We start from the raw sequence: 21,076 nt of genomic DNA on the forward strand, positions 1-21,076 counted from the left end.
GGAATCCCCCTCCGAGCCTCCCCCGAGATAGTGCCAGGCACTATCTCGGGGCCCCCGTCAGACGTCGGTCATCTCGGCCATGGGGTCGGCGAGGCGTCGCTCGCGGAGGCCGTCGGTCGGGTTCCAGCTCGTCGTCGTCCACACCTCGCCGTCGACCCGCTGCCACGCCGCGGCGGTGATGAGCAGCTCGAACATCGGCGATCCGACGATCGTCTCCGGGTCGAAGTCTCCGTCGGCCGCGTGGTGGCGCAGGATCCGTTCGGCGCGAGCGGCGTCGGTCACCTGCTCGAGCACGCCGAACAACTTGCCCTCTCCGCCGACATCGGTGTGATCGGCGACCGGGGTGAGGAGGCACACACGCGGGTCGCGTGCCACGTCGCGGCGCTTGTGCGAGTGCGGCATCATGCCCACGAACAGCCCGCCCTCGAACAGGCCCACCTCGATCGGGCTGACGCGTGGCGAGCCGTCGGCCCGGATCGTGCCGAGCAGCCCGAGGCGGGCGGCGACGAAGCGTTCGGTGATCGGTGCGGTCAGGGTGGGGGCGCGGTCGGCGAGTTCGGCAAACGTGAGCATGCACCGAGGATGCCACCGTCTACCTGACATCTTCTGTCAGGTAGACGACCTACGATCGGACGCGATGAAGGCGAGCCGACTCGTCCAGCTGCTGCTCGTCCTCCAGCGACGAGGGCGCACCACGGCCGAGGAGCTCGCCGCCGAGCTCGAGGTGTCGGTCCGCACGGTGTACCGCGACGTCGAAGCCCTCGGGATGGCCGGCGTACCGATCTACGGGGCACGCGGGCTCGGCGGCGGCATCTCGCTCGCCGGGGGCTACGAGACGCGCCTGACCGGGCTGACCGAGCCGGAGGCGGCCGCCCTGACACTGGCCGGCCTGCCCGACGCCGCGGCCCAGCTCGGCCTCGGCTCGGTGCTCATGGCCGCACAGGCGAAGGTGGATGCCGCCCTCCCCGCCGAGCTGCGGGCCCGGTCGGCCCGCCTGCGTGAGCGGTTCCACGTCGACATGCCCGGCTGGTTCCGTCGGCCCGACGATGTCCCCCTGCTCGGCGCGTTGGCGACGGCGGTGTGGGACGGCCGCCGCGTCGACGTCCGGTACCGCCGGGGTGGCGGCAGGGTGCGGCGGCGCATCGACCCGCTCGGCATCGTGCTCAAGAACGGCACGTGGTACCTCCTCGGCGGAGTGCGCCGGCCGGACGGCGTGCGGACCTACCGGATCAGCCGGATCGAGTCCGTCGTGGCCCGGGATGAGGCGGCGGTGCGCCCGCCCGGCTTCGATCTCGTCGCCGCCTGGGGTCGGGCGATGGAGAGCTTCGAGCGCGAGCTGCGGTCCTACGTGGTCCACGTCCTCGTGCGGACCGACCAGCTGGGCCGGCTGCGTCACGCCCTGTCGGAGCCGGCGGCGACGTGGGCGTTCGAGAGCGCCGCGCCGTCGGACGAGCCGGGCTGGTCGGCTGTGACCGTGCACTCGGAATCACCCGAGGTGGCTGCCGACGAGCTGATCCGGCTCGGCTCGGCGCTGCGGGTGCTCGATCCGGTCGAGGTCGGCGAGCGAATCGCAGCCGAGGCCCGGGCGCTCGTGCGGCACCACGGCTGACCGTCCCGGCGTCGCCGGTCAGCGGCGGTGATGGCGTACCTGGCTGCCTCGGGCGGCGCAGGCGATGCCGAGCCCGGCGGACATGAACATGGCGGCGAGCAGGGCGATCGTCATCGATGGGCCACCCGTCGACGGGAGCTGGGCGAGGTCGGGCCCGCCCGGGACCACGTGGGGCCGGTCGGCCGCTCCGGCGGAGGCGACCGCCGCACCGGCGACGAGGGGGACGAGGCCGAGGCCCATCGCCACGGCGAGGCGGCGGGCGACCCGGCTGCTGCGGTGGGGTCGGTCGTTCATGGCGTGCTCCTGAGCTCGGGAGCGCCCGGCGGGCGCCTCATCCGTCCAGAGCTCGAGGGCGGCTCCCACTCGCGCATTTTCGCCTGGCGAGCGGTCAGTGGGGCGGTTCGTACGTCGTGGTGGTGAAGATCGGGACGAACGGCGGGATGATGATGATCACCGGCGTCGTCGGCGACGTGGGGGTCACGAAGACGAGCGGAGTCGTCGTGGTCGTGGTCGTCGTGCGGCCGGGACGGTCGTTGCCCGGCGGTCTGGTGGTGGTGGTCGTCGCCGCGGTGGTCGTCGTCGTGTCCGGCGTGGCCGGCGCCGTCGTCGTGGTGCGGCGCGGCGGCCGCGTCGTGCCCGTCGTCCCCGTGGTTCCCGTGGGAGCGACGAAGACGCTGATGTAGGTGGTCGGCGGCGCCGTGACGGTCGTCGGCGTCGTCGACGACGTCGTGGTCGACGATGTCGTGGTCGACGATGTCGTGGTCGACGTCGTCGTGGTCGACGTCGTCGTGGTCGACGTCGAGGTGCTCGTCGTCGAGGTGCTGGTCGTGGACGTGGACGTCGAGGTGGAGGTGGACGTGGACGTGGAGGTGGGCGTGGACGGCGAGGTCGAGGTCGTGGTCGTGGTGCTGCTGGAGACGGGCGGGGGGAGCGGCGGAGCGAGGGCCTCGCCGACGGAGCCGTTCACCCCGCCGATCCGGACGCTCCACAGCGACGTGGCCAGCACGATCGCGAAGGCGGCCGTCAGGGTGGCCGTGATCGGCCCGACGAGCGAGCGGTGCCTGGTGAAGCCGATGGGAAAGCCCTCGTCGTCGAAGCGGTACCGGCGGGCGGTCCGTTGCTCGCGTCGGCTGGTCCGGCTCCGCCGGCGCAACCGGCCGTGGGACCCCGACCCCGGCCCGGGGTCCGAGCCGGGCGTCGACCCCGACATCGAGCCGGAGTCCTGGCCCGATCCGGACATGGCCGACCCGTCGGGGGTGGTCGAGCCCGCCCCGGAGCCTCCCGCGGCGGCCGCGGCGTCGGCCGCCGCATGGGCCGCTTCGAGCGTGCGGGCCCGCAGGGCGAGCGGGGCGGCGAACGCCGGCGCCGCACTGGCCAGCGAGAGGACGGCCGCGCCGCGCCGGGTCTCCTGGCACGTCGAGCAGGCGTCGATGTGGCGGGCGATGCGCTTGCGCCAGAGGATGTTGAAGGTGCCGTCCCAGCCCGTCAGGACCTTGGCGAGGTCAGCGCATCGGCGGCGTCCACCGCGCGCGACGACGACGGCGCCGACCGCCCGTTCCAGCCGTTCGCGCATCCGGAAGAGCATCGAGTGCGCTTGCCCCGCCGGGATCCCCATGGCGGCGGCCAGCTCGGCGCCGACGAGTCCCTGGCGGGCGGAGAGCTCGAGCAGCAACTGGTCGGACTCGTCGAGGCCGGCCGCGGCGTCGCGGACCAGTTCGGCGAGATCCGACTCGATCGCCGCGCCGCCGTCGGCATGAGGATCGGGGGGCGCCATCGGGTCGTCACCCCGCTCGGCCACGATGGCATCGAGCGACGTGCCCTCGCGGGCCCGGCGTTTGCTGCGCCGGTAGATCTCGTGCCGGGCGATCGCGTAGAGCCACGGCTTCACCCGTGAGGGGTCGCGCAGCTGGGAGAGCTTCACCGCGGCCACACAGAAGACGTCCTGGACCACGTCGGACGCCCCGTCGGGATCGCGGAGCATCGCCCGCGCCGTGTCGTACAGCCCAGGCGCGAAGCGGTCGTACAGCGCGGCGAGCGCGTTGCGATCGCCGGCCAGATACGCCTGCACGATCGCCGCGTCGGTACCCGCCACGCCTGGTTGTCTCATCGAGCATCGCTCCTGGTCCTTCTCGCGTCGTCAGACGTCCAGAGCCTCCACCGGCCGGGCGCTCGCGAGAACCTGCGAATTCTTCCATCCTCGGGCGACGCCGCCAGATGATTTCCGCCCGTAGCGTCGGGGCGGTGTCGGGACTGTCCACCAAGACGAGGCTCGGACGGTTCCTCGCATCCTCCGTGCTCGTCGCGATCGGGGTCGCCCTGGTGATCAGGGCCGAGGTGGGCGTGGCCCCCTACGACGTCTTGACCACCGGCCTCGCCGAGGCGCTCGGGATCCGCATCAGCGTGTCGTTCCTGGTCACCGCGGCCACCGTGTACGCCATCGGGATGGCCCTCGGCGGGCGGGCCGGTTGGGCGAGCGTCGTCGGAACGTTCGCCATCACCCCGCTGCTCGACCTCACCCTCGATCTCACGCCGTCGCCCGACGCTCTGGCCGCCCGGATCCCGATGTTCGTCGCCGGAGTGCTCATCCTCGTCGTGGCGGTCAGCCTGATCGTTTCGACCGAGCTCGGTCCCGGTCCGTCGGAGGTGTTCATGCTCGGGATCATCGCCCGTGGCGTCCCCGTCGCCGCGGCCCGGTGGGTGGTCGACGCCCTCGTCATCGCCGTCGGCGCGGCGCTCGGCGGTGACCTCGGCGTGGGCACCATCGTGTTCGCCTTCGCCTTCGGCCCGCTGCTCGCCGTCGGCTTCCGCGTCCTGCGCTACCAGCCACCGCTCCTCGTCAGGGAGACGGTGGTCGCCCCGTGACCGGTCGCGGCGGGTCGACCGGCGCGCCGGACAAGGGCGAGCGGGCGCACTGGTTCGAGGACGTCGCCGATCACCTCGGCGCCGCCTACCTGCGGTACTCGCACACGATGGGCACCCGCCAGGAGATCGACCATCTCGTCGCGGCGCTCGGACTGGGCCCGGGAAAGAGGGTTCTCGACGTCGGCTGCGGGCCCGGGCGGCACACGATCGAGCTGGCGCGCCGGGGGATCGAAGCGCACGGCGTCGACATCTCGCAGCGCTTCGTCGACGTCGCCACCGAGCTCGCCGCCGACGCCTCCACCGGGGGCCGGGCCACGTTCGAGCGCCTCGACGCCCGGCACCTCACGTTCGTCCACGAGTTCGACGTGGCGATCTGCCTCTGCCAGGGCGCCTTCGGGATGATGCGGGCCAACGGTGACGACGACGCCGTCCTGGCCGGCATCGCCCGGGCTCTGCGACCTGGGGGCCGGCTGGCCCTGACCGCCTTCAACGCCTACTTCGCCGTGCGCTATCACACCGATGCCCAGTTCGACGCCGGGACCGGTGTCAGCCACGAGCGCACCGAGGTCCGCGACGAGTCGGGCGCCGCCGCGGAGGCCGATCTGTGGACGGGGTGCTACACGCCGCGAGAGCTGCGCCTGATGGCCGCCGCCCACGGTTTCACCGTCGACCGCATCGCGGGAGTGGAGCCGGGCGCTTACGGTGAGGGCCCGCCAACGATCGAGCTGCCCGAGTTCCTCCTGCTCGCCACGCTCGACGCGGCGGGCGGGGGAGACGTTTCCGCCGCGGTGCGCTAACCTGTGCGGCCGGATCGCGGCCATCGTGCGCGCCGTCCGGCCGAGCAGACAGGCCCGGCCGACCGGGGCCTCGTCAACGACCGTCGGCCCACACCGTATCCACCGATTCCTGTCCGTCCGAAAGCAGCACCAACCCTTGTCCGACACCACCACTTCGCCGTCCACCAGCTCGACGTCGCCCGCCATGGGCACCTTCGACGACGAAGGCAATTACACCCCACGCGAGATCTCCGTCGACGATCTCGGCATGTCCTTCGCCGACGCGATCGACGGCACGCTCGTCGAGGTCGACGATGGCCAGTTGGTCACCGGCACGATCGTCAAGATCGACAAGGACGAAGTGCTGCTCGACATCGGCTACAAGTCCGAGGGCGTCATCCCGTCGCGTGAGCTCAGCATCCGCAACGACGTCGACCCCAACGAGATCGTCTCGCTCGGCGAGAAGGTCGAAGCCCTCGTCCTCACCAAGGAGGACAAGGAAGGACGCCTCGTCCTCTCCAAGAAGCGCGCTCAGTACGAGCGGGCGTGGGGCACCATCGAGAAGCTCAAGGAAGAGGACGGCATCGTCGAGGGTCCGGTGATCGAGGTCGTCAAGGGTGGCCTCATCGTCGACATCGGCCTGCGCGGCTTCCTCCCGGCGTCGCTCGTCGAGCTGCGCCGTGTGCGCGACCTTCAGCCGTACGTCGGCCAGCGCATCCAGGCCAAGATCATCGAGCTCGACAAGAACCGCAACAACGTGGTGCTCAGCCGCCGGGCGTACCTCGAGGAGACGCAGAAGGAGTCGCGCGACAACTTCCTCAACAACCTCAAGGTCGGCGAGGTGCGCGAGGGGACGGTGTCGTCGGTCGTCAGCTTCGGCGCCTTCGTCGATCTCGGCGGCATGGACGGTCTCATCCACGTCAGCGAGCTGTCGTGGAAGCACGTCGACCACCCGGGTTCCGTGGTGGCCGTCGGCGACCACGTCACGGTCCAGGTGCTCGACGTCGACATGAGCCGCGAGCGCATCAGCCTGTCGCTCAAGGCGACGCAGCAGGATCCGTGGCAGGAGTTCGCCGAGAGCCACGAGGTCGGTCAGCTCGTCTACGGCCGGGTCACCAAGCTCGTCCAGTTCGGGGCGTTCGTCCAGGTCGGCGACGGCATCGAGGGTCTCGTGCACATCTCCGAGATGTCCACGCACCACGTCGACGCTCCCGATCAGGTCGTCACGCCGGGTGAGGAGCTGTGGGTCAAGATCATCGATCTCGACCTGGCCCGCCGCCGCATCAGCCTGTCGATCAAGCAGGCCGCCGAGGGTGGCGAGCTGGCCGAGGAGTACCGCGAGCACTTCGAGGTCGACGAGCACGGCAACTGGGCGTCGGGCGATTCCGACGCCGAGCGCGAAGCCGCATGGTCGGAGTACTACGGCGAGGACGGCCCCCCTGCCGACGAGGCACCTGCTGACGCGGCGCCCGCAGACGAGGCCCCCGCGGCCGAGTAGTCCCCACCGCAGACGAACGGCGACGGCCCGGGTGCGTTCCGACGCCCCGGGCCGTTGCGCGTGCCGGCCCGAAGTGTGAGCCCACAGCGCAGAGATCCGCGCTGTGGACTCACAGCTCTCGGGGCCGTCGGGGCACGCGTGCCATGATCGGCGGGTGATCGTCGTGGGGTTGACCGGGGGAATCGGATCGGGGAAGTCGACCGTGTCGAAGCTGCTCGCCGAGCGGGGCGCGGTGATCGTCGATGCCGACGCCATCGTCCACGAGTTGCAGCAGCCGGGGACACCGGTCCTGGCCGCCATCGCCGAACGGTTCGGCGCCGACGTCATCGCCGCCGACGGCTCGCTCGACCGGGGCAAGCTCGCCGAGGTGGCGTTCGCCGACGCCGAGTCGTTGCAGGCCCTCAACAAGATCGTCCACCCGGCGGTGCAGGCCGAGATGGCCGCCCGCGTTCTCGCCGAGGCAGACACCGACCACGTCGTCGTGCTCGACATCCCGCTGTTGCGCGCTGAACATCGTGAGCGCAACGGCATGGTCGCCGTGCTCGTCGTCGACGTGCCCGTCGACGTCGCCGTCGAGCGGCTGGTGGCCCAGCGCGGCTTCTCCGAAGCCGATGCCAGGGCGCGGATCGCCAATCAGATCTCGCGCGAGGAGCGGCGGGAGCTCGCCGATCGTGTGCTCGACAACTCCGGTGACCTGGCGTCGCTCGAGCGCCAGGTCGACGAGGCCTGGGAGTGGTTGCAGACGCTTCCGCCGACCGCGGTGCCCGCCGCGGCCGACGCCGCCTCGAGCCCGGAGTGAACCCCGTCGAGGTCGGTCTCGTCGCCGCCTTCGCCATCTGCGCCGTCGCCAACTGGATCGCCGTCGCCCCCGGCCGCGACGACCGGAGGCAGGTCGCCGTCACCAAGACGGCGGCCACCGTGGTGCTCATCGCCATCGCCGCCCTCGCTGGTGACATGGAGAGCGGCGCTCGCACCGCCCTCGTCGTCGCCGTGGTGCTCTGCCTGGTCGGCGACGTCGCCCTGCTCGGCGACACCGAGGAACGCTTCATCGCCGGTCTCGGGTCGTTCGCCCTCGGTCACATCGCCTACGTCGTCACGTCCCTGATGGTCGGCGTGGAGTGGCCGCGCCTGGCGATCGCCTTCCCGTTCCTCGCCCTGCTCTTCGGGTTCCGGTTCGTCGGCCAGACGATCCCGGGCGCCAGGGCCGATGGCGGACCGATCCTGATGGGGGCGGTGACGTTCTACGCCCTCGTGATCGCCACGATGGTGACGACGGCGACGGGCACGCCGGTCTGGGCGGCCGCGGCAGGGGCGATGCTGTTCGCCGTCAGCGACTGGATGATCGGCTACGACCGGTTCGTGCAGCCGTTCCGCTGGTCCCGCGTCGGCGTGATGTCCACGTACCACATGGGACAGCTGCTGCTCATCGCCGGCCTGATCGCCGGCGGCTGACCGCAGGTACGCCTACAGCTGGGCCTCGTACACCAGCAGCTCGGTCACGGCGTCGGGATCGTCGTCGCTGGGCCCGTCGTCGGGCGCGGCGAACAGGCGGAGCACGTCGCCGTCCACTTCGACCGCAACCGGGTTGCGGGTGACGACGTGGCCCGCGGACGAGAACAGCGGGAGCGGGACGGCGTTCAGCGTGTCGCCCGTCTCGAGGTCGATCAGCGCCATCCCGCCGAGCTCGTAGTCGGCGCCCGCCTCGGCGGTGGCCAGGCCCGTCACACCCGAGCACAGCTGCATGCCGTCGCCGACGAATTGGCAGTCCTGCCAGTCGATGAGGTGGCTCGGGTTGGCGACAGCCGCCAACGGTGCGCCTGACGTCGTCCACGTGACGAACCGCCGCGAGCCCCACGTCACGCCGTAGAGGAGCTCCGACTCCGGGTCGCGCACGACGCCACCGACGTGGTCCCGGTACCGGAACTCCTCCGTGACGGTGAGCGTGTCCGGATCGAGGCGGTACACGATCGCCGCGCTGTCGGGCCGGTACTCGGCGACCGGCACCCAGACGTCGGTGCCGTCGAAGTCGATCCCGCCCGGGTGGTAGGCGTCGCCTTCGCCGACCGCGACGTCATCGAGCAGTTCCCCGTCGCGCGTCATCGCGAACACGTGACCGGCACCGGCGCCAGGTGTGCGGTCGTAGCCGTCGACCGGTTCGTCGAACCGCTCGGTCGGCTCGATGATCTCGACGCTCGACATGAACAGGCGGTCCTCGACGATGGCCAGGCCCTGTGGGTGGTGGGTCGGGAACTCGAGTGGGATCGTGGCGACCAGTTCCCACGCCGTCGATCGATCGAGCGACCGGAGCGCGTCGACGAGCGTGACGGTGCCGTCTGCCGTGGTCTCGGCTGGAGGGTCCGTCGGCGCCGACGCGATGGCTGCGCCACCCAGACCGGCGAACACGGTGAACGCCGCTGCTGTGGCGGCGATCGAGCGGAGGCCGCGCGTGGAACTGGCTGCCGATACCGGATTCGTTGGCTGCATCGGTCCATTGTCGATCGTGCTGCGCCGTCGCGGCCTCGCCGTACGCGATGTTTGCCGACTGTTGGTCGGCCGATCTGCTGCCGGTTGCCCGGCTCGCTGGCCACCCAGCGGGGCCGGCAGACCGGTCCGCATCGGTGATCGGTCTCCAGCCGTCGTCGCCCGCCGGGCGGAGGTGGTGCCGAGCATGAACCGTTCGCTAGCGTTCGGTCGTGGCCTTGTACGAGTACCGCTGCCGGACCTGTGACGAGCGTTTCGAGGTCCGTCGTCCGATGGCCGAGGCCAACGACCCGGCGCCGTGCCCCCGGGGTCACACCCGCACCGTCCGCCTCCTGTCCAGCTTCGCGTCGGTGTCGGCCGGCGCGGCGCCCGCACCAGCGATGGCCGGTGGCGGTGGGGGCGGCTGCTGCGGCGGCGCCTGCGGCTGCGGCCACTGACTCCGACGCCTTCGCTCAGTGGGCCGCCTACGGTGGACCAATGAGCGCAGTGGAGCAGTGCGACAGTTGTGGGTTCGCATGGGATGCCGTTCCTTTCGAGATGATCGAGCTGGGCATCCCGGTGACGATGGATCGGATCACCGAGATCGTCGAAGAAGCCGACGATGAAGGGCATGCGTACGACCGCCCCGACGCGGACACTTGGTCGATCGTCGAGTACGCGGCACACATCCGCGACGTGCTGCTGGTGATGAGGGACCGCTTGGTGGTGGGGCTGGTCGAGCAGGGCCCAGCGTTCTCACCGATGTATCGCGACGAGCGCGTCCGAGGCGGGCTGTATCGGTTCGAGAACGCCGATGATCTCGGGCACAAGGAACTGCCCGTGGCCGCAGACTTGTTCCTCCGGCTGCTGCGCTCCATCGACCGTCCCGACCTGGCGCGACCCGTTCGGTACAACTACCCGGTGCCGAGCGACCGCACCCTTCTGTGGGTGGCGCAGCAGACGTTGCACGAGGTGATGCACCACCGCCAGGACCTCGAGCGAATCCACCGGTGCTTCAGGGATCGGTGAGGAGAAACCTGCCGGCGCGAGAACAGTTGTTCGGGGTAGACTCGATCGGGTGAGTGAGACGCCGAACCCCTCGCCCGTGCTCACCGACGCGCCCGAGGCGCTGTCCAACTTCGCCACGCCGTCGTCGTTCGAGAGCCCGGCCGGTGGCATCGATCTCGGTCCCGTCGACGATCGCCCGTTCAAGGTGATGTCGGACTTCGCGCCGGCAGGAGACCAGCCCAAGGCGATCGCCAAACTCACCGAGGGAGTCCTCCGCGGCGACCGCTTCCAGACCCTGCTCGGTATCACCGGTTCGGGCAAGTCGGCCACCATCGCCTGGACCATCGAGGCGACGCAGAAGCCGACGCTGATCCTCGCCCCCAACAAGAGCCTCGCCGCTCAGCTGGCCCAGGAGATGCGCGAGTTCTTCCCCGAGAATCGGGTCGAGTACTTCGTCAGCTACTACGACTACTACCAGCCCGAGGCGTACATCGCGGCGAGCGACACGTACATCGAGAAGGACAGCTCGATCAACGACGAGATCGACCGTCTCCGCCATTCGGCCACCGCCGCCCTGCTCACGCGGCGCGACACCATCGTCGTCGCCAGCGTCAGCTGCATCTACGGCATGGGCAACCCCGATGAGTACCGGGGACAGCTCATCGATCTCTCGGTCGGCGTCGACTATGACATGCGCGCCATCCTGCGCCGGCTCGTCGACATGCAGTACGACCGCAACGACGCCGTGCTCGGCCGCGGCAAGTTCCGCGTGCGGGGGGACACCATCGAGGTGCATCCGTCGTACGAGGAGTCGGTGCTGCGCATCGAGATGTTCGGCGACACCGTCGACCGCCTCACCGTCATCGATCCGCTCACCGGCGAGACGCTGCGCGAGCTGCAGAGAGTGCAGGTGTTCCCAGCCACGCACTACGTCGCCGGCGCCGAACGCATGGCAGTGGCGATGGGCAAGATCGAGGCCGAGCTGCAGGAGCGCCTCGCCTGGTTCGAGTCCGAGGGCAAGCTGCTCGAGGCCCAGCGCCTGCGCATGCGCACCAGCTACGACCTCGAGATGATGGCCGAGCTCGGCTACTGCAACGGCATCGAGAACTACTCGATGCACATCGACGGCCGCACGTTCGGCCAGCCGCCGTTCACCCTGCTCGACTACTTCCCCGACGACTTCCTCCTCGTCATCGACGAGAGTCACCAGGCGGTGCCGCAGCTGCACGGTCAGTTCGAGGGGGACCGCAGCCGCAAGGACATCCTCGTCGAGCACGGCTTCCGCCTGCCGTCGGCGCGGGACAACCGGCCGCTCACGTTCGACGAGGTTCTCGAGCGCATCAATCAGGGCATCTTCATGTCGGCCACGCCGAGCGAGTACGAGCTGCGCGTCTCGTCGCAGGTCGTCGAGCAGATCGTCCGCCCGACCGGCCTGATCGATCCCGAGGTCATCGTCAAGCCCACCAAGGGCCAGATCGACGACCTGATCGAGGGCATCAACGGGCGTGTCGACAAGGGCGACCGGGTGCTCGTCACCACGCTCACCAAGAAGATGGCCGAGGACCTCACCGAGTACCTGCTCGAGCAGGGGCTCCGGGTGCGGTACCTGCACTCGAACATCGACACGGTGCAGCGCATCGAGATCCTGCGCGCCCTGCGCCTGGGGGAGTTCGACGTCCTCGTCGGCATCAACCTGCTGCGGGAGGGCCTCGACCTGCCGGAGGTGTCGCTGGTGGCGATCCTCGACGCCGACAAGGAGGGCTTCCTGCGGTCGCAGACGTCGCTCGTCCAGACGATCGGGCGTGCCGCCCGCAACGTCGACGGCCAGGTGATCATGTACGCCGACCGCATCACCGACTCGATGACGCACGCCATCGACCTCACCAACAACCGGCGTGCGGCCCAGATCGCCTACAACGCCGAGCACGGCATCAACCCGCAGACGATCCGCAAGGCGGTCGGCGACATCCTCTCGCTCCTGCGGCCCGACGACCTGTCGCCGGTGCCGGGCAAGGATCGCCGCCGTCAGCGCGAGCGCGACAAGGTGCAACGCGAGCTTCGCACGCTGCCGCAGGAAGAGATGCAGCGCTTGATCCAGACGCTCGAAGCCGAGATGCACGAAGCCTCGGCCGAGCTCCGCTTCGAGTACGCCGCCAAGCTCCGCGACGAGATCAACGACCTGCGCCGCGAGATCCGCGACGCCGGCTGAGCCCGCGGCCGGCGAGGTCCTCGACCACCTCGACCGCCGCGGCGACGTCCGCGAGCGCAGCAGCGTCGGCGGCCATCGTTGCTGCCGTGTCGGAGTAGGACGGCTCGCCCAGCAACGTGTCGAGCGCGGCTGGGAGGTCGTCGACGCCGTCGAGCCCGCTGCCGATCCGCAGGCCGACCCCAGTCTCGGCAACACGGGCGGCATTGAGGAACTGGTCCGACGAGAACAGTGGGACGACGAGCTGCGGGACGCCGGCCGTCAAGGCGCCGAGGGTCGTACCGAAGCCCCCGTGGCCGATCACCGCCGCCGCGGCCGGCAACACGTCTCGCTGGGGCCACCACGACACGGCCCGAACGTTCCTCGGCAAAGGTTCGAGGGACGCCGGGTCGAGCGCCTTACCACACGTGAGCAGCACCTGCTCGGCCCGGCCCGCCAGAGCCTCCACGACGGCCGGATAGATCGCGGCGAACGGTCCGAGGCCGCCCGCCACCGACCCGAACGTCACGTACACCAGCGGCGCGTCGCTGTCGGCCATGCCGTCGGGCAGAACGGCGGCCGCGGCCGGCGACCCGTCGCGATGGCGGTGCACGGTCGGTGAACCGGGAGGAGCACCCGCCGCCGGGCCGTTGTCGAAGGCCGGCGGGACCAGGCTGAGTGTCAGATCGCCCTGCGTCGGTGGGGGACCGGCGCCGGGGTCGATCCCCGCCAGCGCCCGGAGCTCGTCCAGCGGATCGAGCCACGCGGCGGTCATCTCGACGTCCATCGCGGCGATGCCGATGCGCACAACCACCTGGGGGATCCCGGCCGCGACGGCGGCCGCCCACGACGCCAACTCGCACGGCTCGCGGAGGATCACGTCAGGCGCCCATGCCGCCACCGTCTCGGACACCCCGACGAGCGCAGCCTGGGCGTCGAGGCGCCCGAAGACCTCGCCGAGCACGATCGAGTTCGCCTCGTGGCGGGGCAGACCAGGGAGCCGTCCGAACACGGCTCCCATCACCTCCTCGGGCACGTCGTCGAATGGTGCATGCGTGAACCCTGCGGACCCGACGGTGTCCGAGAACGAGCGAGGTGCGGCGACCAGCACGTCGTGGCCCGCCTCGAGGCACGCTCGGGCGAAGGGAACCACCGGGCCGAAGTGTCCAGGTCCAGCCGTCGTCGACACGAGGATCCGCATCGGCGAAGCGTGTCGTCGGAGACCGCCGCTGTCACGAGAATTCGGGACGACCACCCGCGGCGACCGAACATCTGATCCGGGTACGGATGTTCGTGATCGTGGTATCCTCGACGGCGATGTACGGCCCTCATGCCCGTGTCCGGAGTGAGCGAAGCGAGCTCGTCGACCGGAGCGAAGCGAGCTCATCGACCAGCACGTCCGTCGGTAGCGTGGTCCGCTGATGGCCCCCCGCAAGCCCTCCGCCAAGCGCACGGCGGCTCCCGACGCGCCGCAGATCATCGTGCGCGGCGCGCGCGAGCACAACCTGCGCAACGTCAACGTCGAGCTGCCGCGCGACAAGCTCGTCGTGTTCACCGGCCTGTCCGGGTCGGGCAAGTCGTCGCTCGCCTTCGACACCATCTACGCCGAGGGCCAGCGCCGGTACGTCGAGTCGCTGTCGTCCTACGCCCGCCAGTTCCTCGGGCAGATGGACAAGCCCGACGTCGACGTCATCGACGGCCTCTCCCCGGCGATCTCGATCGACCAGAAGTCGGCCAGCCGCAACCCGCGGTCCACCGTCGGCACCATCACCGAGGTCTACGACTACCTGCGCCTGCTCTTCGCTCGCGTCGGAGTCCAGCACTGCTACAAGGACGGCACGCGCCTCGAGCGGCAGACGCCGCAGCAGATCGTCGACCGCATCCTGCAGCTCGCCGAGGGCACCCGGTTTCAGGTCCTCGCCCCGGTCGTCCGCGGCCGCAAGGGCGAGTACGACACGCTGCTCGAGGATCTGTCGGGCCAGGGCTACGTCCGCGCCCGCATCGACGGCGAGGTCGTCGTCATCGACGAGTTCCTGAAGCGCGAGGAGCGCCTCGCCCGCTACGAGCAGCACAAGATCGAGGTCGTCATCGACCGCCTCGTGCTCCGCGAGGGCATCGAGCGCCGCCTCACCGACTCGCTCGAGACGGCCTTGCGCCTCGCCGAGGGCGTGGCCGAGGTCGAGATCATCACGCCCGGCGACGACGACAACGAGGCGATCACCTTCTCCGAACACCTCGCCTGCCCGCTGTGTGGCACGAGCTACGAGGAGCCCGCCCCGCGCAACTTCTCGTTCAACTCGCCGTACGGCGCCTGCGAGAAGTGCGACGGTCTGGGCACGACGTTCGAGATCGACCCCGAGCTGGTCATCCCCGATCCCGACCTGTCGCTCAACGGCGGCGCCATCGCCCCGTGGCGCAGCGCCCACACCCAGTACTTCACGCGTCTGCTCGAGACGGTGTCCGAGGCCAACAAGATCGACATGGACGCGCCGTGGTCGAAGCTCACGGCCAAGCAGCAGAAGGTCATCCTCAACGGAGCCTCGGGAAAGCTCACCGTCAAGTACAAGAACCGCTACGGACGGGTGCGGCAGTACAGCGCCGACTACGAGGGCGTGATCCCCTGGATCAAGCGCCGGCACGAGGGGTCCGACAGCGACTGGTCCCGCGAGCAGTACGAGGGCTACATGCGCGAGGTGCCGTGCACCGCGTGCGGTGGCGCCCGCCTCAAGCCGTCCACGCTCGCCGTCACGGTCAACGACCGCAACATCAGCGAGATCGCCGACCTCTCGATCGGCGAAAGCGCCAAGTTCCTCGCCGGGCTCGAGCTGTCCGAGCGCGACCGGATGATCGCCGAGCGCATCACCAAGGAGATCAATGCCCGGCTGGGGTTCCTCCTCGATGTCGGCCTCGACTACCTCACGCTGTCCCGGTCGGCCGGCACCCTGGCCGGCGGCGAGGCCCAGCGCATCCGGCTGGCGAGCCAGATCGGCTCCGGCCTCGTGGGGACGCTGTACGTGCTCGACGAGCCGTCCATCGGCCTGCACCAGCGCGACAACCGCCGGCTCATCGACACCTTGACCCGTCTGCGCGATCTCGGCAACACGGTCATCGTCGTCGAGCACGACGAGGAGACCATCCGCGAGAGCGACTGGATCGTCGACATCGGCCCCGGGGCGGGCGAGCACGGCGGCGCCATCGTCTACAGCGGCCCCGTCGCCGGCATCACCAAGGTCAAGGAGTCGATCACCGGCCAGTACCTGAGCGGCCGTCAGCAGGTGCCCGTGCCCGAGGTGCGACGGCCCGGCAACGGGGAACGGCTCGTCATCGAGGCCGCCCGCGAGCACAACCTGCGCGATCTCGACGTCACCATCCCCCTCGGCAAGTTCGTCGCCGTCACGGGCGTGTCGGGATCGGGCAAGTCGACGCTCGTGCGCGACATCCTTCTGCCCGTGCTGATGCAGCGCATCTACAAGTCGAAGACTCCCGCGGGCAAGCACCGGCGCATCGTCGGCATCGAGCACCTCGACAAGGTGATCGACATGGACCAGTCACCGATCGGCCGCACGCCCCGTTCGAACCCGGCCACCTACACGGGTGTGTTCGACAACGTCCGCAAGCTGTTCGCCTCCACCAACGAGGCCAAGGTGCGCGGCTACATGCCCGGACGATTCAGCTTCAACGTCAAGGGCGGCCGCTGCGAGGCGTGCGCCGGCGACGGCACGATCAAGATCGAGATGCACTTCCTGCCCGACGTCTACGTGCCGTGCGAGGTGTGCAAGGGCGACCGCTACAACCGCGACACTCTCGACATCGAGTTCAAGGGCAAGAACATCGCCGACGTGCTCGACATGCCGGTGGCCGAGGCCGTCGAGTTCTTCGCCAACCAGCCGGCGATCGCCCGCTACATGGAGACGTTGATGGACGTCGGGCTCGGCTACGTCCGGCTCGGCCAGTCGGCGCCGACGCTGTCGGGCGGCGAGGCACAGCGCGTCAAGCTGGCCACCGAGTTGGCCAAGCGCTCCACCGGGCACACCATCTACCTGCTCGACGAGCCCACCACCGGTCTCCATTTCGACGACGTTCGACGATTGCTCACCGTGCTGTCGCGGCTGGTCGATCAGGGCAACACCGTGCTGGTGATCGAGCACAACCTCGACGTCATCAAGACGGCCGACTGGATCATCGACCTCGGTCCCGAGGGCGGCAGCGGGGGTGGCGCCATCGTCGCCGAAGGGACACCCGAGCACGTGGCGACCGTCGCCGAGAGCTACACCGGCAAGTACCTCCGCGACCTCTTGTAGCGTTCCCCGGCCACGCAGGCCGCGTGAACGCTCGCTCCGCTCGCTTCACCGCTCGGACTCCGGGACGCTCGCTGCGCTCGCTGAAAAGTCACGCAGGCCGCGTGAACGCTCGCTCCGCTCGCTTCACCGCTCGGACTCCGGGACGCTCGCTGCGCTCGCTGAAAAGTCACGCAGGCCGCGTGAACGCTGCTCTCAGCGACGGTTGCGCATGCGCTTGGACAGCTCGTTGAGGCGCTGCTTCTCGGCGCTGCTCAGGCCGTCCATGCCCAGGTCGGAGATCTTGTCGAGGAGGGCGTCGAGCTCGGCCTGATCGGCGGCCGCCTCCGCCGCCGACACGGGAGGCGGGGGGAGCGGTGCCGACCCCGTCGGTCCCGATCGCGGGGCGGTCCACGGCCCTTCCACGACGTCACCGCCCGAACGGCGCCCGGGCGAGCGTGATCCGCCCCCGGCGGCGCGCGGCCGCTTGGGGCGTGACCGGCGCGACGACCCGCCACCACCGAATCGGCCGAGCGGCACCGCCGGCATCCACGGCAGGCTCGACAGCAGACCCATCGACTTGGCCGTGATGCCGGCGACCGCCAGCGTGACGAACAGGAAGATCAGGTGTCGTTCCGAATCCGGATCGGCGAGGATCTGCAGGATCTCGATCACCAGCAGGACGGCACCGACGACCCACCCGGGGATGTTGAAGAAGAAGCGGGCGAACGGGTACTCGGCAACGAAGACGAGGAACACGCCGAACTCGATCGGGCGGATGCCGAACTGCACCGTGTCGATGAGCGTTCCGACGATGCCCGGGATCACCGTGAGCAGCAGGAGGAAGACCGTGAAGCGAACACGGCCCATCAGGCGCTCGATCTCGCGTCCGAAGAGCCAGAAGATGGCGATAGTGATGACCGTCCAGAGCAGGCGCCCGCCGTCGGGGAAGTTGGCGAGCGGCCACGTGAAGAGCCGCCACACCTGCCCCGACGTCACGTCGTCGGGGATGAGGGCGAGCTTCTCGAGCACGGGGTGCCGGTCGCCCTCGAAGGCATAGACGAAGAGGCTGAGCACGCACAGCGCGGTCACCAGCACGGTGGTGGTGACGTCGACGGTGCCGACTCGGAACCACGGGTCGCTCGGTCCCCGGCGGCCGGGCACGGAGAAGGAGAAGCGGCTGGCCATACGGCCAGCCACGGTATCCGAGGACCGGCCGATCGCCGCGGCACGACACGCCCTCGGCCGGCCCCCGTCACGCGCGTTCGCTCGGCGGTCCCGAACGTGTGATCGGCCGGGTGCCGCTCGTATCCTCGACTGCGATGAAGCGTCCCCCCGCCGGAACGATCCCCGAGGCGCCGGGGTCGTACCAGTTCAAGGATGCCCACGGTCGGGTCATCTACGTCGGCAAGGCCGCCAACCTCCGTCAACGGCTGTCGAACTACTTCGCCGACCCCCGCACCCTGCACACGCGCACCGCCGACATGGTCGCGACGGCGGAGTCGGTGGAGTGGATCATCGTGCGCAACGAGGTCGAGGCGCTCATGCTCGAGCACTCGCTCATCAAGGAGCACGATCCCCGGTTCAACGTCCGCCTGCGCGACGACAAGAGCTATCCCTTCCTGGCCGTGACGGTCGACGAGCAGTGGCCACGGGCGCTGGTGATGCGGGGGCGCAAGCGCAGAGGCACCCGTTACTTCGGCCCGTACGCGCATGCCTACGCGATCCGCGACACGCTCGACGAACTGCTGCGCTCGTTCCCGATCCGCACGTGCAGCCCGGCGAAATTCAACCAGCACCACCGGCTCGGCCGGCCGTGCCTGCTGTTCCACATCGAGAAGTGCTCGGGGCCCTGCGTCGGCGAGATCGACGAGGCCGCCCACCGCCAGCTGGTCGAGGAGCTGTGCGAGTTCCTCGACGGCGACACCGAGCCGATCGTCAAGCAGCTCGATAGCGAGATGCGGGCTGCCGCCGCCAATCTCGAGTTCGAGAAGGCGGCCCGCTTGCGCGACCGCCTGAGCACCGTGCGGCGGGCGATCGAGCGGCAGCAGATGGTCGCCGACAAGAGCGAGGACGTCGACGTGATCGGCCTCGCCGACGACGACCTCGAAGCGTCGGTGCAGGTGTTCTACGTGCGGCGTGGACGGGTCGTCGGCCGCAAGGGCTTCGTGCTCGACAAGGTCGAGGCGCTGACGCCCGCCGGCCTCATCGACCGGGTGCTCGACCACCTGTACAGCGACGACCCTCCGCAGGGGGTGCCCAAGCTCGTTCTCGTGCCCACCGAGCCGGAGGACCTCGACCTCTACCAACAGTGGCTGACCCTCGCGCGCGGATCGCGCGTCGAGATCCGCGTCCCTCAGCGCGGCGACCGCCGCGTCCTCCTCGAGACGGTCACGGCCAACGCCAAGGAGGAGTTCGTCCGCCACCGGCTCCGCCGCGCCGGCGACCACAACTCGCGCTCCAAGGCGCTCAACGAGCTGCAGAAGGCGCTCGACCTTCCCGAGGCGCCGCTGCGCATCGAGTGCTACGACATGGCTCACCTCCAGGGCACCGACTACGTCGGCTCGATGGTGGTGATGGAGGACGGGCTGCCGAACAAGCGCGAGTACCGGCGGTTCAAGGTGCACGTCCCGGGCAACGACGACTACGGCGCGATGGAAGAGGTGCTCACCCGTCGCCTCAAGGCCTACATCGCGGCGCGCGACGCCACCCCGGCCGAGCGGCTCGCCGGCGGGCTCGACGCCGACGGGCAGCCCACCGAGGAGGTCGGTCGGCGGCGCCCGGCGAAGTTCGCCTACCCGCCGCAGCTGCTCCTCGTCGACGGCGGCAAGGGGCAGCTCGGTGTCGCCGAGCGGGTGGTCAACGAGCTCGGCCTCGCCGACGAGATCCCCGTTGCCGGCCTCGCCAAGCGCTACGAGCAGGTCTACGTGCCGGGTCGGCCCGATCCGGTCGACCTGCCGCGGGGGAGCGAGGCCCTGTTCATGCTCCAGCGCATCCGCGACGAGGCCCACCGGTTCGCCAACACGTTCCACGGCGAGCGGCGCAGCAAGCGCATGACGCGCAGCTCACTCGACGGCATCCCAGGGCTCGGCGACGTGCGTCAGAAGAAGCTGGTCAAAGAGCTCGGCGGTGTGAACGCCGTCAAGCAGGCCTCGCTCGAGGAGCTCAAGGCGGTGAAGGGCCTCCCCGACGCGGTGGCCGAGGCCGTCTTCGCCCACTTCCACCCGCCGGCCGACAGCGCCTGACTCGACTCGCGCGACCTGACGGTTGGGGCCAGGCCCCAATCGTCAGGTCGGCGCCGGCCGTCACTTGTCGCCCGACTTCGCCGCCCGGCGGCGCCGTTTGCCTTCGTGCATCGCCTGGACCCGCGCCACCGGGATCGTGTGGCCCTCGGCGATGAGCTCGGCGGGGAGTGACTGCGTCGGCGGCATCGAGCGCTCCCACGGGTCGTCGTCGCCCAGCCGCTCGAGCACGGTGCGCATGGTCAGCTCCGACGGCACCACGCCGGCGAGGTCCTCCCACGCCACGGGGTACGAGACGGGTACGCCGGGACGGATCCGTGGGCTGTAGGCGGCGACCACCGTTCCCCAGCCGACCCGCGTGGAGTCGACGAACAGCTTGCCCTCGCGGTCGTCCTTGAGGAACGCCGTCGTCGCCACGTCGGGGACGAGCGCCGCCGCGTGCGCGGCCAGGGCGCGTGTGGCCGCCGCCGCGTCGTCCATCCCCAGTCCGGGCTCGACCGGCACGAAGATGTGAATCCCCTTCGACCCGCTGGTCTTGACGGCGCCGTCGAGATCGTTGGCGGCGAGCGCCTCACGCACGGCGAGGGCGACCTCGACCGCCATGTCGAACGCATCAGCCCCCGGTGGGTCGAGGTCGAGCACGAGATGCGTCGGCTCGTCGAACGCCGACGTGGGGGCGAGCGTCGGGTGGTACTCGACGGCTCGCTGGTTGGCGAACCAGATCAACGTTCGGCGATCGTTGGCGACCGCGTACGACACGGTGCGCTTCGACGTCTCGGCCCACAGGTCGACGCGGTCGATCCAGTCGGGCGCGTACTTCGGCGTGTTCTTCTGCATGAACGGCTTCTGGCCGGGGCGCACGCGGACGACCGAGAGCGGCCGGTCGGCGAGGACCTTGATCATCCGCTCGGCGACCGCGTCGATGTACTCGACGAGGTCGCGCTTGGCGGCGTCCGCGCCGTCGAACAGCGGCTGATCGAGATTGGTCAGCTCCACCCCGTCGCGCGTCTCGTCGGTCCCCACTCCAACGACCCTAACGGTTGGTGCCTGCCTGCCCGCCAGCGGTGAGTGCAACACCTTGAGCCTTGGAGGTGTTGGTGATGGCACGGAGTCGTGTTCCTGATCGGGTTCGCCGGTTGATGGTGCTGACGTGGATGGC

The 21,076-nt window shown here is 70.0% G+C and carries 18 protein-coding genes; 11 read left to right on the forward strand and 7 right to left on the reverse strand.

Annotated features, from left to right (window positions below; translation table 11 throughout):
• Nucleotides 1-57 precede the first annotated feature (57 nt).
• Nucleotides 58-573, reverse strand: a complete 516-nt coding sequence (locus tag DN771_RS27030) for a pyridoxamine 5'-phosphate oxidase family protein (protein WP_162942467.1) — start codon at nucleotides 571-573, stop codon at nucleotides 58-60.
• Between the two features lie 64 nt (nucleotides 574-637).
• Here DN771_RS27030 and DN771_RS27035 point away from each other — a divergent pair, with 64 nt between their 5' ends.
• Nucleotides 638-1,609, forward strand: coding sequence for a helix-turn-helix transcriptional regulator (locus DN771_RS27035; protein WP_117000686.1), 972 nt, complete (start codon nucleotides 638-640; stop codon nucleotides 1,607-1,609).
• Between the two features lie 18 nt (nucleotides 1,610-1,627).
• Here DN771_RS27035 and DN771_RS27040 read toward each other — a convergent pair whose 3' ends face one another.
• Nucleotides 1,628-1,903, reverse strand: a complete 276-nt coding sequence (locus DN771_RS27040; protein WP_162942468.1) for a hypothetical protein — start codon at nucleotides 1,901-1,903, stop codon at nucleotides 1,628-1,630.
• 94 nt (nucleotides 1,904-1,997) lie between these two features.
• Nucleotides 1,998-3,716 (reverse strand): RNA polymerase sigma factor, encoded by a 1,719-nt coding sequence (locus tag DN771_RS27045; protein WP_117000688.1) that lies wholly within the window; start codon nucleotides 3,714-3,716, stop codon nucleotides 1,998-2,000.
• 134 nt (nucleotides 3,717-3,850) lie between these two features.
• Between DN771_RS27045 and DN771_RS27050 the strand changes: the two genes are divergently transcribed.
• From DN771_RS27050 to DN771_RS27070, 5 genes are all read left to right on the forward strand, one after another.
• The gene (locus DN771_RS27050) at nucleotides 3,851-4,471 is read left to right on the forward strand and encodes a YczE/YyaS/YitT family protein (protein WP_117000689.1); all 621 of its coding nucleotides are present in this window, start codon (nucleotides 3,851-3,853) and stop codon (nucleotides 4,469-4,471) included.
• A complete protein-coding gene (locus tag DN771_RS27055) occupies nucleotides 4,468-5,268 on the forward strand; it encodes an SAM-dependent methyltransferase (RefSeq protein ID WP_227462499.1) in 801 nt (266 codons plus the stop codon). The genes DN771_RS27050 and DN771_RS27055 overlap by 4 nt, the downstream gene beginning before the upstream one ends.
• A 184-nt stretch (nucleotides 5,269-5,452) precedes the next feature.
• Nucleotides 5,453-6,745, forward strand: coding sequence for a 30S ribosomal protein S1 (rpsA, locus tag DN771_RS27060; RefSeq protein WP_117000690.1), 1,293 nt, complete (start codon nucleotides 5,453-5,455; stop codon nucleotides 6,743-6,745).
• Between the two features lie 154 nt (nucleotides 6,746-6,899).
• Complete coding sequence (gene coaE / locus DN771_RS27065) at nucleotides 6,900-7,544, forward strand: dephospho-CoA kinase (RefSeq protein WP_117000691.1); 645 nt, start codon at nucleotides 6,900-6,902, stop codon at nucleotides 7,542-7,544.
• The gene (locus DN771_RS27070; RefSeq protein ID WP_162942469.1) at nucleotides 7,541-8,197 is read left to right on the forward strand and encodes a lysoplasmalogenase; all 657 of its coding nucleotides are present in this window, start codon (nucleotides 7,541-7,543) and stop codon (nucleotides 8,195-8,197) included. Before coaE ends, DN771_RS27070 begins: the two co-directional genes overlap by 4 nt.
• Nucleotides 8,198-8,209: 12 nt before the next feature.
• Here the strand turns inward: DN771_RS27070 and DN771_RS27075 are convergent, their stop codons facing one another.
• Nucleotides 8,210-9,229, reverse strand: coding sequence for a DUF6454 family protein (locus DN771_RS27075; RefSeq protein WP_117000693.1), 1,020 nt, complete (start codon nucleotides 9,227-9,229; stop codon nucleotides 8,210-8,212).
• A 209-nt stretch (nucleotides 9,230-9,438) separates the two neighbouring features.
• Between DN771_RS27075 and DN771_RS27080 the strand changes: the two genes are divergently transcribed.
• The 3 genes from DN771_RS27080 to uvrB all read left to right on the forward strand — a co-directional run bounded on the left by DN771_RS27080 (nucleotide 9,439) and on the right by uvrB (nucleotide 12,422).
• On the forward strand, nucleotides 9,439-9,663 hold the full coding sequence (locus tag DN771_RS27080) for an FmdB family zinc ribbon protein (RefSeq protein ID WP_117000694.1): 225 nt from the start codon (nucleotides 9,439-9,441) through the stop codon (nucleotides 9,661-9,663).
• A 40-nt stretch (nucleotides 9,664-9,703) separates the two neighbouring features.
• Entirely contained in the window at nucleotides 9,704-10,234 is a 531-nt protein-coding gene (locus DN771_RS27085; protein WP_117000695.1) for a DinB family protein, read from the forward strand.
• 187 nt (nucleotides 10,235-10,421) lie between these two features.
• Nucleotides 10,422-12,422, forward strand: a complete 2,001-nt coding sequence (uvrB, locus tag DN771_RS27090; protein ID WP_117000707.1) for an excinuclease ABC subunit UvrB — start codon at nucleotides 10,422-10,424, stop codon at nucleotides 12,420-12,422.
• Here uvrB and DN771_RS27095 read toward each other — a convergent pair.
• On the reverse strand, nucleotides 12,385-13,599 hold the full coding sequence (locus DN771_RS27095) for a glycosyltransferase (protein WP_117000696.1): 1,215 nt from the start codon (nucleotides 13,597-13,599) through the stop codon (nucleotides 12,385-12,387). The two genes, uvrB and DN771_RS27095, sit on opposite strands and share 38 nt — an antisense overlap.
• A gap of 220 nt (nucleotides 13,600-13,819) precedes the next feature.
• Between DN771_RS27095 and uvrA the strand changes: the two genes are divergently transcribed.
• Complete coding sequence (gene uvrA, locus DN771_RS27100; RefSeq protein ID WP_117000697.1) at nucleotides 13,820-16,699, forward strand: excinuclease ABC subunit UvrA; 2,880 nt, start codon at nucleotides 13,820-13,822, stop codon at nucleotides 16,697-16,699.
• A 192-nt stretch (nucleotides 16,700-16,891) separates the two neighbouring features.
• On the opposite strand, the gene DN771_RS27105 is transcribed toward uvrA, so the two are convergent.
• Nucleotides 16,892-17,863 carry a rhomboid family intramembrane serine protease gene (locus tag DN771_RS27105; RefSeq protein ID WP_117000698.1) on the reverse strand — a complete coding sequence of 324 codons (972 nt, stop codon included), beginning with the start codon at nucleotides 17,861-17,863 and terminating at the stop codon, nucleotides 16,892-16,894.
• Nucleotides 17,864-17,997: 134 nt separating this feature from the next.
• Between DN771_RS27105 and uvrC the strand changes: the two genes are divergently transcribed.
• Nucleotides 17,998-19,920, forward strand: a complete 1,923-nt coding sequence (gene uvrC, locus DN771_RS27110; RefSeq protein ID WP_117000699.1) for an excinuclease ABC subunit UvrC — start codon at nucleotides 17,998-18,000, stop codon at nucleotides 19,918-19,920.
• Nucleotides 19,921-19,980: 60 nt separating this feature from the next.
• Here the strand turns inward: uvrC and DN771_RS27115 are convergent, their stop codons facing one another.
• Entirely contained in the window at nucleotides 19,981-20,940 is a 960-nt protein-coding gene (locus tag DN771_RS27115; RefSeq protein WP_117000700.1) for a DNA polymerase domain-containing protein, read from the reverse strand.
• Nucleotides 20,941-21,076 lie beyond the last annotated feature (136 nt).

The organism is Desertimonas flava (assembly GCF_003426815.1).
Classification (GTDB): domain Bacteria; phylum Actinomycetota; class Acidimicrobiia; order Acidimicrobiales; family Ilumatobacteraceae; genus Desertimonas; species Desertimonas flava.